We start from the raw sequence: 16,845 nt of genomic DNA on the forward strand, positions 1-16,845 counted from the left end.
CGCCGACACCCGGTACGCAGACAGGTAGCTTGAGGAATTGATGGCTGACAACGAGGGCACGTCCACCACGACGACCGAATCCCTGCCCGCCGACGCGGACGCCGACCAGGCTTCCGCGCAGGTGGTCGCCGCCTCCACCCCCGGCGGCGCCCAGACCGACATGACGGTCGCCGAGCTGCGGGACTGGCTGCGCAACTGGGTCGCCGAGGCGATCAATCAGCCGGTCGAGCAGATCACCGTCGACCGGCCGATGGAGGAGTTCGGACTCGCCTCGCGCGACGCCATCGCGCTGGTCGGCGACATCGAGGAGCTGACCGGCGTCGTGCTCACCGCGACCGCCTACTTCCAGCACCCGACGATCGCCTCGCTGGCGGAGATGGTCATCAATGGTGAGCCGGAGCCCGTCGAGGACGCGTCCGGCGACGCCTTCTATACCGAGGGCTACCAGCCGGGCGAGGCACGCGACATCGCCATCGTCGGCCTGTCCACCCGGCTGCCCGGCGCGGGCGATACCCCGGAGTCGACCTGGGAATTCCTCATCGGCCGCGGCGACGCGATCCGGGAGCTGCCCGAGGGGCGCTGGGAGGAGTTCGCCAGCAACCCGGCGGCGGCCAAGGCCATCGCCGAGGGCAACACGCTCGGCGGCTACCTGGACCAGGACGTGGTCAAGGGCTTCGACGCGGAGTTCTTCGCGATGTCCCCGCTCGAGGTCGAGCGGGTCGATCCGCAGCAGCGCCTGATGATGGAGCTGACCTGGGAAGCGTTGGAGCACGCCCGGATTCCGGCGAGCGAACTCAAGGGGCAGCCGGTCGGCATGTTCGTCGGCTCGTCCACCAGCGATTTCATGTTGATCTCCGCGCTGGGGCTCGGCGCTGAGCAGGGCCCGAACGTCCCCGCCTCCGCGCAGGCGTACGGCATCATGGGCAGCTCGAACGGCATCATCGCGAACCGGATCTCCTACTTCTTCGACTTCCGCGGCCCGTCGGTCACGGTCGACACCGCGTGCTCGTCCACCATCGTCGCGGTGCACCAGGCGGTGCGCGCGCTGCGTGAGGGCGATGCCGATGTGGCACTGGCCGGCGGCGTGAACATGATCCTGGCGCCGATGGCCACCCTCGGCTTCGACATGGGCGGCGGCGTCGCCAAGAACGGCCGGATCAAGGCGTTCTCCGCCGACGCCGACGGCATGGTCCGCTCCGAGGGCGCGGGCGTGTTCGTGCTCAAGCGCCTCGCCGACGCCGAGCGTGACGGCGATCGAATCATGGCCGTGATCAAGGGTTCCGCGGTCAACAACGACGGCCGCTCCAACGGTCTGCTCGCGCCGAACCCCGAAGCCCAGGCCGACGTGCTGCGCCGGGCGTACCGGGACGCTGGCATCGTGCCGTCCACCGTCGACTACATCGAGGCGCACGGCACCGGCACTCCGCTCGGCGATCCGATCGAGGCCGACGCACTGGCCAAGGTGGTCGGTCGCGGTCGCGACGAGGACAAGCCCGCGCTGCTCGGTTCGGCCAAGACCAACTTCGGCCACCTGGAGTCCGGTGCGGGCGTGGCGAGCCTGGCCAAGGTGCTGATGGGCTTGCAGCACAACGTCATTCCGCCGAACATCAACTACGCGGGCCCGAACCCGTACATCCCGTGGGATCAGTCGCGCCTGAAGGTCGTCGTCGAGCCCACCGAGTTCCCGCGCTACAGCGGCACCGCCACCGTCGGCATCTCCGGCTTCGGCTTCGGCGGTACCAACGCGCATGTCGTTGTGCAGGAATACGTTCCGGCGTCGGCGCAGGCCGCGCCGACCGCCGAACCCGTGGCCGAGGCGGCGGCGATCGATGCCGCCGCCGAGCTCGACGACGAGACCACCGACGTGATCGCGACGGCGGACGCGGTCGTCGAAGCCGCCGAACCGGCCGGTGAAATCGCCGCGCCCGCCGTGGAAATGGCGGCTCCGGTCGCGGAAGTCGTTGCGCCCGTGGCGGAATGGACCGAAGAGCGGACCGAGCCGCTGCCGGTGATCCTGCCGGTCTCCGGTTACCTGCCCTCGCGCCGCCGCCGGGCCGCCGCCGAACTGGCCGACTGGCTGGAATCCGAAGCGGGCCGCGACGTTTCGCTCGAGGATGTGGCCCGGTCGCTGGCCAAGCGCAGCCACTGGCGTTCGCGCGGCGTGGTGCTCGCCGCGACCCACGAGGAGGCCGTCACCGGCCTGCGCGCCATCGCGGCGGGCAAGCCGGGCGCCGGGGTGTTCACCGCCGACGCGCCGGCCGTCATGGGGCCGGTCTGGGTGCTCTCCGGCTTCGGCGCGCAGCATCGCAAGATGGCCAAGCGGCTCTACCTGGAGAATTCGATCTTCGCCAAGGCCGTCGACGAGGTCGACGTGCTGGTGGAGGACGAGGCAGGTTACTCGGTCCGCGAGCTGTTCCTCGACGACAGCCAGGACTACAACGTCGGCACCTCGCAGGTCGGCATCTTCACCATCCAGATCGGCCTGGCCGCGGTGCTGCGGGCGCACGGCGCGCGGCCGGACGCGGTGGTCGGCCACTCGATGGGTGAGGTCGCCGAGGCCTACATCGCCGGCGGCCTGCCGCTCGAGGACGCGGTGCGGGTGATCTGCGCGCGCTCGCGCCTGATGTACGAGGGCGAGCAGATGATCACCGACGACGACGTGCGCAACATGGCACTCGTCGAGAAGAGCGCCGAGGACATCGAAGCGCTGCTCGCCGACTACCCGGACGTCGAGGTCGGCGTGTACGCGGCGCCGACCAACACGGTGATCGGCGGCCCGCAGGCGCAGGTCGAGGCGATCGTGGCGCGGGTCGAGGCGGAGGGCAAGTTCGCTCGGATCCTGCAGACCCGCGGCGCTGGCCACACCTCGCAGATGGACCCGCTGCTCGGTGAGCTGGCCGCGGAGCTGGCCGGCATCGAGCCGACCAAGCTGAAGACCGGCCTCTACTCGACGGTGCACAAGGGCGAGTTCTACCGTCCGGGCAGCGATCCGGTGCACAACGAGGACTACTGGGTCAAGAACATGCGCGGCAGCGTCTACTTCACCAATGCGGTGAAGATGGCGGTCGACGCCGGGCACACCACCTTCCTGGAACTCGCGCCGAATTCCGTTGCGCTGATGCAGGTGCTGGGCACCACGTTCGCCGCGGGCCTGCACGACGCGCAGCTCATCCCCACGCTCAAGCGCAAGGAAGACGAGGCGGCCGGCGTGATCGGCGCGCTGGCTCAGCTGTACGTGCACGGCCATCCGGTCGACCTGTCCTCGCTGCTGACGCCGGGCGACTACGCCGACATTCCGCGAACCACGTTCGTGCGCAAGGAGTTCTGGCCGAAGGTCTCGCTGGCCGCCACCGGGAACACCGGCGCGCCCGGCGCGCACGTGGCGCTGCCGGACGGCAGGCACGCGTGGCAGGTGCAGGCCGAGGCGGCGGGCGAGCTCGCCGCGCTGGTGAATGCCGCTGCGGCACAGGTGCTCAGCGATGTCTCGCTGGGTGCCTCGATCACCCACGCGGCCGTTCCGTCGTCGGGCACCCTGACCACCACGCTCACCCCGCACCCCGGCGGTGCGTCGGTGCAGGTGCACGCCAAGGAGGGCGCGACCTTCCGGTTGCTGTTCGACGCGGTGGTCACCTCCGGTGCGCCGCTGCCCGAATCGGTTGCGGTCGAGGCCGTTCCGGCCGCCGCGGCGAACGAGCCCGCGGCGGGCGCGGACCTCGAGGTGGTGGAGACCTTCGGCGACCGGTGGGATCCCGACGGCAACCAGTCGCTCGACGACCGGCTCGCGCTGATCGTCGCCGAGTCCATGGGCTACGCGGTGGAGGATCTCCCGATGGAGATCCCGCTGATGGAGCTGGGTCTGGACTCGCTGATGGCCATGCGGATCAAGAACCGGGTGGAGTACGAGTTCGACATCCCGCAGTTGCAGATCCAGGCCGTGCGCGACGCCAACCTCAACGAGGTCGGCAAGGTGCTGCGCTACGCCGTCGAGCACCGCGACGAGATGCAGGCGGTCGCCGCGCGACAGGCCGCGGGCGAAGAGATCGTGGTCGACGGCGGATTCATCGCCGCCGCCAGGGCCGCGGTCGAGGCCGGTGCCGATCCCGCCGAGGTGGTCGCGAAAGCGGCAGGCACCGAGGGCGTTTCGCTGGACATCGAGACCACGTCGGTGCAGGCGGAGGCCGCGGAGATCGTGGCCGAGGCCGAGGCGGCCGCCGGCATCACCGGTGCCGCGCCCGCGACGGCACCCGCCGCCGCGGTGTCGGCCGAGCAGGCCGCCGCGGCCGAGGCGAAGGAAACGGCCATCGAGCAGGCGCTCGACAAGGTGGACACCACCGTGGTCGGCGCGGCCGAGGAGCTCACGGCGCAGGCGGCTCCCGCACCGGCGCAGCCGGTGTTCGGCGCGCCGTCCGCCGCCGACGATGACGGCGACGTACCGCCCCGGGACGCCGCCGAGCGCCTGACCTTCGCCACCTGGGCGATCGTCACCGGCAAGTCGGCGGGCGGCATCTTCAACACCCTGCCGATCCTCGAGGAAGCGGTCGCCGAGAAGCTGGCGGAGCGGCTCACCGAGCGGGTCAAGGCCGAGGTCACCGTCGACGACGTGCTCGACTGCGAGACCATCGAGCAGCTCGCCGATGTGGTGCGCAACCTGCAGGACAGCGGCGCCGATGTGGACGGGTTCATCCGTCCGCTGCGGGCGCGCGAAGCAGGCTCGAATGCCGTGCCGGTCTTCGTGTTCCACCCGTCCGGCGGCAACACCCTGGTCTACGAGCCGCTGCTGAAGCGACTTCCGGCGGGCACTCCGATGTACGGCTTCGAGCGCGTCGAGGGCGACATCCTGGAGCGGTCGAAGCAGTATGTGACCGAGCTGCGCAAGATCCAGGGCGACGGCCCGTACGTCCTGTACGGCTGGTCGCTCGGCGCGGTGTTCGCGCTACAGGTCGCCCAGCTGTTGCGGGCCGACGGTGCGGATGTACGCAATGTCGGCCTGATCGACCTGGCGCTGCCGGTCGAGGATGAGGACAACAGTCCCGAGGAGCGGGTGCGCCGGATCGAGCGCTACCAGGTCTTCGCCAAGAAGACCTACGGCGTCGAGGGCGAGCTCGATCGCGAACAGCTGGAGACGCTGGCCGCGGCCTCCGACGAAGAGCAGTTCAAGATGATCAGCGACCTGGTCAAGATGAGCGGTACCAAGATTCCCGGCGGCGTGCTCGAGCATCAGCGCACCTCGTGGATCGAGAGCAGGCACCTGGCCAAGACCACGCCGACCCGTTACGACGGTGACGTCGTGCTCTACCTCGCGGATCGTTATCAGGACGGCATGATCGAGCTGGAGCCTCGTTTCGCCGATCGGCGCCCGAATGGTGGTTGGGACGAATACATTCCAAAGCTCGAGGTCATCCACATCGCGGGCGACCATCTGCAGATCGTCGACGAACCGCGGATCGGAAAGATCGGAGCCGACCTCACCGCGAAGCTTGCGGTGATAACCCCACAGGGGTGACTGACGAAAGGGGCCACGTGAGCGAGCGCCGCGAGCGAACCATGGGCACAGCGCCGGTGGGCACAGCGGGACCGAGCGCCGGCGAGGTGCAGCGGTGAGCACTACTGCTGAGAAACTCGCCGACCTGCGCAAAAGACTCGATCTCGCGCAGGAACCGGCGGGCGAGGCGGGCGTCGCGAAGCGGGCGAAGAAGGGCATCCCCAGTGCCCGCGACCGGATCAACATGCTGCTCGATCCGGGCACCTTCGTGGAAATCGGTGCGCTGGTGCGCAAGCCGGGTGACCCGACCGCGCTCTACGGCGACGGCGTGGTCACCGGGCACGGCCTGGTCGAGGGCCGGCCGGTGGCGGTGTTCTCGCACGACCAGACCGTGTACGGCGGTTCGGTCGGCGAGATGTTCGGCCGCAAGGTCGCCGGGATCATGGAGTACGCGGCCAAGGTCGGCTGTCCGGTGGTCGGCATCAACGATTCCGGCGGCGCGCGGGTGCAGGAGGCGGTGACCTCGCTGGCCTGGTACGCCGAGCTGGGCCGGCGGCAGGAGCCGTTGTCCGGTCTGGTGCCGCAGATTTCGATGATCCTGGGCAAGTGCGCGGGCGGCGCGGTGTATGCCCCGATCAACACCGACGTGGTGGTGGCGACCGAAGAGGCGTACATGTTCGTCACCGGCCCCAAGGTGATCCGCGAGGTCACCGGCGAGGACGTGAGCCTCGAGGAGCTCGGTGGCGCGCAGAGCCAGGCGGAGTACGGCAACATCCATCATGTCGCGCCGGACGAGAAGTCGGCGTTCCAATGGGTGCGCGACTACCTGAGCTTCCTGCCGACCAGCTGTCAGGAACTGCCGCCGATCGTGAATCCTGGCCTGGAGCCGGAGCTCACCGAGAGCGACCGTGAGCTGAATTCCCTGGTGCCGGACTCGGACAACGCCGCCTACGACATGCACGACATCCTGCTGCGGATCTTCGATGACGGCGGTTTCCACGAGGTCGGCGCGACCGCGGGACGCAACGTCATCACCGGTTTCGCCCGGGTCGACGGTCGCCCGGTTGGCGTGGTGGCGAACCAGCCGATGGTCTACGCGGGCGCGCTGGACGCGCGGGCCTCGGACAAGGCGGCGCACTTCGTGCGGCTGTGCGACGCGTTCGAGATTCCGCTGGTCTTCGTCGTCGACACCCCCGGCTTCCTGCCCGGCGTGGAGCAGGAGAAGATCGGCGTGATCAAGCGTGGGGGGCGGTTCCTGTTCTCCTACGTGGAGGCGACCGTACCGAAAGTGACTGTCGTGATTCGCAAGTCGTACGGCGGCGGCTACGCGGTGATGGGCTCCAAGCAGCTCGGCGCCGACGTCAACCTGGCCTGGCCGACCGCGCGCATCGCGGTGATGGGCGCGGAGAGCGCGGTGAGCCTGATCGGCGGCAAGCAGATCGCGGCCGCGCCGGAGGAACAGCGGGCGGCCATGCGCCAGCAGATGATCGACTTCTACAACGCCACCATGGCGACGCCGTGGGTGGCCGCCGAGCGCGGTTACATCGATGCGGTCATCGAGCCCGCCGATACCCGGCTGGAGCTGCGTAAGGCGTTGCAGCTGTTGCGGGACAAGTCGCTGGCGCGCAATCCGCGCAAGCATCACCTGCTGCCGCTGTGATACCGGAATCGGGCCGCATCCCGTTGGGGCGCGGCCCGATTCACCCGAGCCGGGCCTGTCTCAGGCGAGGCTGGCGGATTCGATGACGACGTCGTCGGTCGGCACATCCTGGTGTCCGCCCGCGCTGCCGGTGGACACGGCGGCGATCTTGTCGACCACCTCGGTGCCCTCGACGACCTTGCCGAACACCGCGTAGCCCCAGCCGGACGGGGTCGGCGCGGAGTGGTTCAGGAAGGCGTTGTCGGAGACGTTGACGAAGAACTGCGCGGTCGCCGAGTGCGGGTCGTTGGTGCGCGCCATCGCCACGGTGTACTTGTCGTTCTTCAGGCCGTTGTTGGCCTCGTTCTGGATCGGCGCCTGCACGCCCTTCTGCCGCAGCCCGCGCTCGAAGCCGCCGCCCTGAATCATGAAGCCGGGAATGACGCGGTGGAAGATGGTGCCGTTGTAGTGGCCCGCGTTCACATAATCCACGAAGTTCTGCACCGTGTTCGGCGCCTTCTGGTCGTCAAGTTCCAGGACGATCGGTCCGTAATTCGTCGTGAGATTCACCTTGGTCATACCCACACCTTGCCAGCCCGCTACCGCACGCCTTTTGCCGGTCTCGAGATACCGCCGGACTATCGCGCGCGACACGCGCCCGCATCCGGTGTCCATGCTGGGCGTGTCCGGTGAGCCTCCGGCCTGGACGCTCGCCCGCCCCGTGATGTTTGTCCAGGTCGGAACGCGCAAAGTTCATTTCGTATTTTCAATTGATCTAGAAACGGCGGCTGATCTCCGGAGAACCCGCCGGGACGCAGGCAACGCGATTCGGAACTTATCCGCGGGCGGCCGCGAAACTTACCGGGCACCTAAGTCCGGGCTAAAGACACGCGGCGGCGGCAAGCCTGGTCTAAAGACTCGTAGACGCGGACTAGCCTGGCCTCGAGACGCGGAGAGGCGCTACAGCTAGCATTGCCAATCGTGCCCGACGCCGCTACTGCTGTCCTGACGAAACCGCCCGCCGTGCCAGCGGCCTCTTCGGCCGATTTCCGCACCGCGCGAATAATCGCGCTGGTCGCCGGATTGCTCGGCGCGCTGTTCGCCTTGGCCACCCCGTTCCTGCCGGTGACTCAGACCACCGCGCAACTGAACTGGCCGCAGGACGGCAAGCTCGGCAATGTGCAGGCCCCCTTGATGTCTCAGGTCCCGATCGACCTGAGCGCCAGCATTCCGTGCAGCGCGGTGGCGCAACTGCCCGAGCGCGGCGGCATGCTGCTGGCCACCGCGCCGCCGCAGGGCGACCGGGCCGCGTTGGAGGCGCTGTTCATTCGGGTGTCGGACACCTCGGTGGACGTGGTCGACCGCAACGCGGTGGTGGTGTCGGCGCCGCGGTCGGACATGGACCGTTGCTCGGCGCTGGTGCTGACCTCGGACAACCAGCGCACGCACGCGGAGTTCACCGGCCTCACCCGGATGATCGACGACCCGAAGGCGCCGGCCGGCAGCGGGCAGCAGATCGAGGTCCCGGTCGAGGGCACCATGAACAGCGACCTGCGCCCGCAGGTGGTCGGGGTGTTCTCCGAGCTCAAGGGCGCGGTGCCGGACGGGCTGTCGTTCAAGATGACCGTCGACACCCGCTTCTCCAGCAGCCCGACCGCGATCAAGCTGATCGCGATGATCGCGGCGGTGCTGTGCACCCTGGTCGCGCTCGCGGCGCTGGCCCGGCTCGACGGCAGTGACGGGCGCGGGCACCGCCGCTTCCTGCCGTCCAACTGGCTGAAGCCGACCTGGGCCGACGGCGCGATCATCGGCACGCTGCTGGTGTGGCATTTCGTCGGCGCCAACACCTCCGACGACGGCTACATCCTGAGCATGGTGCGGGTCGCGCCGCACGCGGGCTACATGGCCAACTACTTCCGCTGGTACGGCGTGCCGGAGGCGCCGTTCGGCTGGTACTACTACGTGATTCAGCTGTTCGCGGAGTTCTCCACCGCGAGCGCGTGGGTCCGGGTGCCCGCCCTGCTCTGCGCCATCCTCTGCTGGATGGTGATCAGCCGCGAGGTGGTGCCCCGGCTCGGCCGCGGGGTGCGCAACAGCAAGGTCGCGCTGTGGACCGGCGGCCTGGTGTTCCTGGCGTTCTGGCTGCCGTTCGACAACGGCCTGCGCTCGGAGCCGATCGTCGCGCTCGGCGCGCTGCTCACCTGGGTGTCGATCGAGCGGGCCATCGCGACCGGACGACTGCTGCCCGCGGGCGTCGCGGTGCTGGTCGCGGCCTTCACCCTGGCCGCCGCGCCGACCGGCCTGATGTGTGTGGCGGCGTTGCTCGCCGGTATCCGTCCGCTGGTGCGGATCGTGGTGCGCAAACGACGGCAGTTCGGCTCCGACGGGGCGAAGTGGTGGTCCACGCTGCCGCTGCTCGCACCGATCGCCGCGGCCGGGCTGCTGGTGCTGATCGTGGTGTACACCGATCAGACCTTCGCCGGCATCCAGGAGGCCAACCGGGTGCGGCAGGTGACCGGGCCGAACCTGGCCTGGTACGAGGATTACCTGCGCTACTACTACCTGTTCGTGGAGACCGTCGACGGCTCGCTGGCCCGCCGGTTCGCCTTCCTGGTGATGCTGCTGTGCCTGTTCACCACCATGCTGGTGTTGTTGCGGCGCAGGCAGGTTCCCGGCATCGCGAGCGGTCCGACCTGGCGGTTGATGGGCGTCGTCTTCGGGACGATCTTCTTCATGATGTTCAACCCGACCAAGTGGACGCACCACTTCGGCGCGTACGCCGGCATCGCCGGTTCGCTGGCCGCGGTGACCGCGGTCGCGGTGTCGGCGTCGGCGTTGCGCGCGCGGAAGAATCGCGCGATCTTCCTGGCCGGCCTGTTGTTCGTGCTCGCGCTGTCGTTCTCCGGCATCAACGGCTACTGGTACGTGTCCAGCTTCGGCGTGCCGTGGTTCGACAAGCGGATCTCGCTGCACGGCTACCAGTCCAACACCCTGATGCTCGGGTTGTTCGGTCTCGCACTGGCCTTGGTGGCCTGGCACTCGTTGCGGGAGGGCTATGCCAAACCGGAGGCCTCGCCGAAGTCGGCGCGGGGCAGGCGGATTCGCAAGTTCGCCGCGATCCCGCTGACCGTCGTCGCCGCGCTGATGGTGCTGCTGGAGGTGCTCTCGCTGGTCAAGGGCGCGGTCGCGCAGTACCCGGCCTACTCGATCGCCCGGTCGAATCTGGACGCCATCGGCGGCAGCAGCTGCGGTCTGGCCAATGACGTTCTGGTGGAGCCGAATCCGAACGGCGGCGCGTTGCAGCCGATCGCCGATCCGGCCCATCCGCTGACCGATCCGAACGACCCGCTGGCCGGCGTCGACCCGGTCGGCTTCGACCCGAACGGCGTGCCGAACGACCTGTCCGCCGACAGCGTCGAGGTGAAGCCAGGCACCGGCAACACCTCCACCCAGTCGGTCGGCGCCGCGTTCGCCGAGGGGCAGAGCGCGGGCACCGGCGGCGGCCAGGGCGCGCGCGGCGTCAACGGCAGCACCGTGGCCCTGCCGTTCGGCCTGGACCCGGCCACCACGCCGATCCTGGGCAGCTACCAGAGCGGGGTGCAGCAGCCCGCGCACCTGACGTCCAGCTGGTACGGGCTCGCGCCGCGGTCGGAGGACAAGCCGCTCGTGGTGATCTCCGCGGCCGGCCGCATCCTGTCCGTCGACGACACCGGCGACACCAAGTACGGCCAGTCGCTCACCGTCGACTACGGCAAGCGCCTGCCCGACGGCAGCGTCGAGAAGCTCGGCACCTACCTGCCGCGCGATATCGGCCCGTTCCCGTCCTGGCGCAACCTGCGCGTCCCGCTCGCCGAGATCGCGCCGGACGCCGACGCGGTGCGCATCGTCGCCAACGACCCGATCCTGATCGGCGACCAGTGGCTGGCGTTCACCCCGCCGCGGATGCCGAAGTTGCAGTCGCTCAACACCTTCATCGGTTCCGAGCAGCCGGTCCTGGAGGACTGGGCGGTCGGCCTGCAATTCCCCTGCCAGCGCCCGCTCAATCACAAGAACGGCGTCGCCGAGGTTCCGGGCTACCGCATCCTCCCTGACCGCCCGCTCGCCATCAGCTCCACCAACACCTGGCAGGCCGAGGAATTCGGCGGCCTCCTCGGCTTCGCCCAGATGCTCGCGAAGTCGGTAACCGTGCCCACCTACCTCAAGGACAACTGGGCCCGCGACTGGGGCTCCCTGGAGCGCTACGACCAGTACGACCGCTCCGCCACCCCCGCAAAGCTGGAAACCAGCACCACCACCCGCTCCGGCTTCTGGTCCCCGGGCCAACTCCGGGTGTTCTAGCCCCCACCGAACAATCGCAGGCCCGTTGCAGGCACTCCAGCCCGCAACGGGCCTGCGGCCGTTCGTGCCATGTTCTCGAGGCTGGGACCCAGGTCTGTCAGGCGAGCATGCGCAGTGCACGAACTGCAAGCGGACCAACGGGTCGGGTCAGCCGATCACCAGGGCGCCGACGTGCACAGCATCAATCCGCCCCCCGAACTCCCGTTCGGTCGTAGCGGGCTTGGGCTTGGTGCACGTCGGGTATGTGTTGTTCGGCCCAGGATTTGATGGCCTGCATGACCGGTTCGAGACTTCGGCCCAGTTCGGTCAGTTCGTAGTCGACGCGGACCGGGACGGCAGGGGTCACCCGGCGGTCGACGAGGCCATCGCGTTCGAGGGCACGCAGGGTTTGGGTGAGCATCTTGGGGCTTACGCCGGCGATTTTGCGGTTGATCTCGGCGTAGCGGAGTGGGCCGTCGGCGAGTGCGGCGAGGATCAGGCTGACCCATTTGTCGCTGATGCGGTCCAGCAGGAGCCGGGCGGGGCAGTCCGCGACGTAGGCGTCGTATTGCTCTTTCGCCTGTTCGCGGCGTTGGGCCGCGGTCGTTGTCGGCATCCGGTCACCTCGCTGTCCGCTACGCACTCCTAGGTAACTACTACCCGTTGGATAGTAGCCGAGCTTAGGTTTGTCGCAGTCGAGCAGTGAGGAAGAACATGCGTGCAGTGGTCGTCCGTCAGGCGGGCGTCGTCGAGCTGGCCGAGGTGCCGACGCCGGAACCCGGGCGCGGTGCGGTGCGGATCAAAGTCGCTGCGGCGGCGGTCAATCCGGTGGATCTGATGGTGCGGGATGGGGTGGGCGGCACGCCGTTCGCCGCCGAACGGGAGCAGTGGGGTGTCGGCTGGGATGTCGCGGGCACCGTCGACGCGGTCGGCGCCGACGTGCCGGAGTTCGTGCCGGGGCAGGCGGTGATCGGGATCAGTGACCGGCTCGATGTGTCGTCGGCCGCGCAGGCGGACTACGTGGTGCTCGATGCTGGAAATGTCGCTCCCGCACCGGCTTCGGTGTCCGCCGCCGCGGCCGCGACCATCCCGCTCAACGGGCTGACGGCGGTGCAGGCGCTCGCCGCGCTGGACCTGCGGCACGGGGAGTCGCTACTGGTGACCGGCGCGGCCGGCGCGGTCGGTGGATTCGCGGTCGAACTGGCTGCGGCGCAGGGGGTTCGGGTGATCGCGTCGGCGGCGGCCGCCGATGAGCCTGCGGTGCGCGTTCTCGGCGCCACGGATTTCGTGCCGCGTGCGCGGAGTTTGCCGGACGCGGTTCGCGAGGTGGTGCCCGGCGGGGTGGACGCGGCGCTGGATGCCGCGGCGCTCGGTCCTGCGGCATTGGCGGCGGTGCGGGGCGGGGGGAGGTTCGTCTCGGTGAGCGTGCCCGCGACGCCGATTCCGTTGCGCGGCACCACGGTTACCACCGTGCTGGTGCGGGCGGATCGTGGTCAGCTCGATGAACTCGTCGCCCTGGTCGATGCGGGCGGGCTGACGTTGCGGGTCGCGGAGACGTTGCCGTTGGGCGCCGTGGGGACGGCGCAGCGGCGGTTGGCGACGGGTGGGGTGCGGGGACGGTTGGTTCTGGTGCCGTGAGCCGCCGGGCGGGCTCCGTCCGGCGTTGGCGTGGGTGCCGTGGACCACCGGCGGGGCCTGGAACGGGCGCGGCCGGTAGTCGCTGAAGGATTGCTCAGACCTTTGTCATACGCAGACCGAGTTCGCGGCGCAGGACCTCCTGGGAGGGGAGGCGGTCGAGGACGCGCAGCACCGCGGGGCGCAGTTCGCGTTGCTCATCTGCGGTGAGCAGACCGACGAGGTCACGCAGATCCATGTGGTCGAAAGCCGTCGTCATAGTGCACAGGTTACGGATTTCTGTGGGTTTCGTCCTGCGATCCTGCGGTGTTTTTGCCGTCCAACCGGTCTGTTTACAACATCTTTGCGGCCCCGCAACACCGAACCGGCTGGTCCGGTGTTGCGGAACGGCAACGGCGGCTAGCGAACCCGGATCGGATCGTCCTGGGCCAGCCCCGACCGCGTTTGCACCGTGACGCCGATCTCAGCCGGTTTCGCGTTCTTGTCGTAGGGGGTGAACTTCTCCAGCGATCCCCAGTCCCGCGACCAGTCGTGGTCGAGGTAGCTGGGGATGGTTTCGGACTTCAGCAGCAGCCCGGTCCAGCCGAGCGGCCCGCCGCCGATGTCGTCCTGCCAGGCGTTGGACGCGTCGGAACCGACCCGGTCGGGCAGGATGCGCCAGTTCGGTACCTCGGCGACGCCGTCGTGGTGGTCGAACGGGCGCTGGCACGGGAAGGCCAGCCCGACGTGCCAGTCGAGCAGCACCGGATTCCGCGATCCGACAACGGAATTCAGCGTGGCCAGCTTGGGCAGCCGGGGCGGCGTGACCGCGAGCCACTGCTTCTGCGTGATGTCGTTGTCCACCGCCACCAGCCGCACGGCGTTCGCCTCGACCGGCAGCCGATCCAGCGGCACCCGCAGGTTGCGCCAGGACGGCGCGGGCCCGATGTCGATCGGGTCCACCGAGCCGAGCTTGCGCACCGAACCGTCCGCCGCGTGCACGCCGTATTCCAGGTGCAGTTCCTGGCCGTAGGTGACCACGCCGTCGGCGTCCACGTGCCGGATCCGGCCCGCCGCGGTGAGCGCGAGCACCTGGTAGGCGGGGTCGTGGCGCATGCTGTCGGTCAGGTCGAGGCGATACCACTGGGAGGTCAGCGAGGCCTGGGTCTGCTCGTCCTCCTGGTAGCTGCCCATGACCGGCGTGGTCGCCGGGTCCAGGCCGAACGGCAGCGCGACGGTACTGCCGTTGATGCCGGTCTGCGCGGTGGTGCCGCCGCCGGTGCCCGCGCCGGTGGTCTTGGTGGTCTTGTTCTTCGAGCCGGAGTTCACCGAGTTGGCCCCGCCGGACACGGTTTCGTCCGCGTCGGCGGTGAGGTCGCTCGCGACCCCGTTGGGGGTGAATCCCTTCGACTCGGCGGCCAATCCGTCGGCGGGCGAGCCCGAGTAGGGGAGCAGCACCGAGTTCGCGGTGTCGGTCTCCACCAGCACCTCGTTCGCCAGCGCGCACGAATCGCCCTTCAGCGACTGAAGATTCGACTTGGCCACCGAGTACGCCGGGTACTGCGCCACCGCCGCCTTGGCCAGCGACGCCACCTCGAACAGCACGAGCAGCGCCGCGGCGATGGTCAGCGGTGCGCTCGCGAACCGATCGAACCGGCGCGGCGTCGCGCGCGGGCGGCGATACGGCTCCCGATAGTGCAGCCACACCGCCACGATCAGCGCGACCCCGCTGAGCCCGAGGAACAGCGTGGAGAAGCCCTTGCCCGCGAACAGCGGCGCCTTGTCCCACCACGGCACGCCGTAGCTGGACACGTACCACCAGCCGTTCGAGCCGGTGAACGTCACCGCGAGCAGGAACAGCACCGCCGCCGCGAACAGCGCCCGGTTGCGCGGCGAGCGAATTCCCTCGCTGCCCACCGCGACCGCCGCCAGCGCGGCCAGCGACCCGGCCAGGCCCGCGTACACGCCGAAGTGGTGCGTCCACTTGGTCGGCGTGAACATCATCAGCACCAGCGAGGCGAACACGATGCCGAGGATCCGCACCGACGGCCCGCGCGAGGTGCCGGGGATGCGTCCCTTGCGCAGCACCTGCAACACACAGACCAGCAGGCAGAGCAGCATGACCAGCACCCCGAACCGCCGCGCGAGCGAACCGTCCGGCGAGAGCATCAGCAGCGAATCCCACCGCGTGCGTTCGTCGAACCAGGCCACGTTCGGCCCGACGATGGTGCGCACCCGGGTGGCCTCCAGCACGGTGGACAGCGTCTGATCGGCGAAAACCACCACCAGCACCAGGGTTCCGGCGGACAGGCCGGGCGCGAGCAGCGCCAGATAGCGGAACAGCGTGGTCGCCCAGGACGGCCGGGCGCCGGCTTCGGGCTTCGCCGCCGGAGCGCTCGTCGCCGCCGCCGGCTCATCGAGTCCCATGGCACCCGAAGGACTTTCGGCCACCCCGCCACCGACCGCGGGCACCACACCGCGCGCCCGTTTGATGATGATCTGGAGCACCGGCCGCGATCCCGCGATCAACGCCGCGATGCAGATGAGCCCGGTCGGCCCGGCGGCCAGCGAGAATCCGGCGATCAGCACCGCGATCGCCGCGGGCAGCAGGCGCCCGGTGGCGATGGCGCGCTCGATCGAGCACCAGGTGAGCAGCGCGCCCGCCGCGATCAACGGCTCGGGTCGCAGACCGTTGTCGTAGGGCAGCCAGAAGGCGAGGAACACCAGCCCGGCCGTCCACAACGCGACCTTGTTCCGCCGTACCCGGGCGCCCAAGCGCGGCAACACTTCCCGGCTGATCACCAGCCAGCAGGTCACCCCGGCGAGCAGCGCGGGCAGGCGCATCCACGGGCTGGCATCGGAGAGCCTGGTCATCCAGGCGAGCACCTCGTAGGACCAGCCGAACGGCGCCTCCGGCACGCCGAACCAGCGGTAGTAGTTCGCCATGTATCCCGCGTGCCCGGAGGCGCGCGCCATGTTCAGGATGTAGCCGTCGTCCGAGGTGTTGGCGCCGATGAAGTGCCACAGCCCCAGCGTGCCGAGCACGACCGCGTCGGTCACGGTGAACCGCCACCAGTGCGCGGGCAGGAACCGGCGCGCCCGGCGCCGATCGCTGGTGTCGAGCAGGTGCATGGCCAGCAGCGCGATCAGGGTGAACACCACCGCCGCGACGATCGCGATCAGCTTCGGCACCGACGGCGAGGAGGAGAAGCGCGAGTCGATGTCGGCGTGCACCCGCGCGCCGTCCAGCCGGCCTGCGTCGAGATCGGTGAACACGCCGACCATTTGCGGCCGGATGTCCCGGGTCACGGTGTTGCGGAACGGCGTCCCGTCCTGCCGTGCGGCGCCGGTGATCTCGGTGGTCGTCGCGGCCGCCGTCGAATCCACGGTGAGCGCGGTGCAACCGGCCGCGGTGATCTCGGCGACCGGCGCGGACAGCAGCGGCACATCGCGCAGCACCACCGACAGCGTGCCGTCGGCCACCGATACCACCAGCCCGGTGGCGGTGGCCTGGCCGGACGCGACCGGCACGGTGGACATCACCGTGCCCGATCCCACGGCCTGGATCAGCGAGCACGGCAGCGTCGCGCTCAGCCGCAACGGCTGATACGACACCAGCGGCGCCTCGACGCTGCTGAGCCCGGCCTGCGGCCAGTCCAGCGTGGCCCGGTCCTGCCGCACCGGCAACAGCGGTGTCAGCAGCGCCAGCACGAATCCGAGGAGCCCGGAGACGAGGGCGATCAGGCGGTAACGGGTGAACGCTCGAGTTGATCGGTCCGGTCGCACGGGGGTT

Annotated in this window: 8 protein-coding genes; 4 read left to right on the forward strand and 4 right to left on the reverse strand. The window is 69.5% G+C overall.

Features of this window, described 5'->3' with window-relative positions; genetic code table 11:
• Positions 1-40 precede the first annotated feature (40 nt).
• Together pks13 and ACFQ9K_RS14315 are read left to right on the forward strand one after the other, a co-directional pair.
• On the forward strand, positions 41-5,503 hold the full coding sequence (gene pks13, locus ACFQ9K_RS14310) for a polyketide synthase Pks13 (RefSeq protein WP_378723994.1): 5,463 nt from the start codon (positions 41-43) through the stop codon (positions 5,501-5,503).
• A 94-nt stretch (positions 5,504-5,597) separates the two neighbouring features.
• The gene (locus tag ACFQ9K_RS14315; protein WP_378723997.1) at positions 5,598-7,142 is read left to right on the forward strand and encodes an acyl-CoA carboxylase subunit beta; all 1,545 of its coding nucleotides are present in this window, start codon (positions 5,598-5,600) and stop codon (positions 7,140-7,142) included.
• A gap of 60 nt (positions 7,143-7,202) precedes the next feature.
• On the opposite strand, the gene ACFQ9K_RS14320 is transcribed toward ACFQ9K_RS14315, so the two are convergent.
• The gene (locus tag ACFQ9K_RS14320) at positions 7,203-7,700 is read right to left on the reverse strand and encodes a peptidylprolyl isomerase (RefSeq protein WP_378724000.1); all 498 of its coding nucleotides are present in this window, start codon (positions 7,698-7,700) and stop codon (positions 7,203-7,205) included.
• Positions 7,701-8,102: 402 nt separating this feature from the next.
• Here ACFQ9K_RS14320 and ACFQ9K_RS14325 point away from each other — a divergent pair, with 402 nt between their 5' ends.
• Positions 8,103-11,459: an arabinosyltransferase domain-containing protein gene (locus tag ACFQ9K_RS14325; protein ID WP_378724002.1), complete on the forward strand. Its 3,357-nt coding sequence runs from the start codon at positions 8,103-8,105 to the stop codon at positions 11,457-11,459.
• 181 nt (positions 11,460-11,640) lie between these two features.
• Here ACFQ9K_RS14325 and ACFQ9K_RS14330 read toward each other — a convergent pair whose 3' ends face one another.
• Positions 11,641-12,054 (reverse strand): winged helix-turn-helix transcriptional regulator, encoded by a 414-nt coding sequence (locus tag ACFQ9K_RS14330; RefSeq protein WP_378718091.1) that lies wholly within the window; start codon positions 12,052-12,054, stop codon positions 11,641-11,643.
• Positions 12,055-12,152: 98 nt separating this feature from the next.
• Between ACFQ9K_RS14330 and ACFQ9K_RS14335 the strand changes: the two genes are divergently transcribed.
• The gene (locus tag ACFQ9K_RS14335; protein WP_378718090.1) at positions 12,153-13,076 is read left to right on the forward strand and encodes a zinc-binding dehydrogenase; all 924 of its coding nucleotides are present in this window, start codon (positions 12,153-12,155) and stop codon (positions 13,074-13,076) included.
• Positions 13,077-13,170: 94 nt separating this feature from the next.
• On the opposite strand, the gene ACFQ9K_RS14340 is transcribed toward ACFQ9K_RS14335, so the two are convergent.
• Complete coding sequence (locus ACFQ9K_RS14340; RefSeq protein ID WP_378718088.1) at positions 13,171-13,332, reverse strand: hypothetical protein; 162 nt, start codon at positions 13,330-13,332, stop codon at positions 13,171-13,173.
• 140 nt (positions 13,333-13,472) lie between these two features.
• The gene (locus ACFQ9K_RS14345) at positions 13,473-16,838 is read right to left on the reverse strand and encodes an arabinosyltransferase domain-containing protein (protein ID WP_378718086.1); all 3,366 of its coding nucleotides are present in this window, start codon (positions 16,836-16,838) and stop codon (positions 13,473-13,475) included.
• Positions 16,839-16,845: the final 7 nt, after the last annotated feature.

It is taken from the genome of Nocardia sp. NPDC056564, from assembly GCF_042793755.1.
Taxonomy (GTDB): domain Bacteria; phylum Actinomycetota; class Actinomycetes; order Mycobacteriales; family Mycobacteriaceae; genus Nocardia.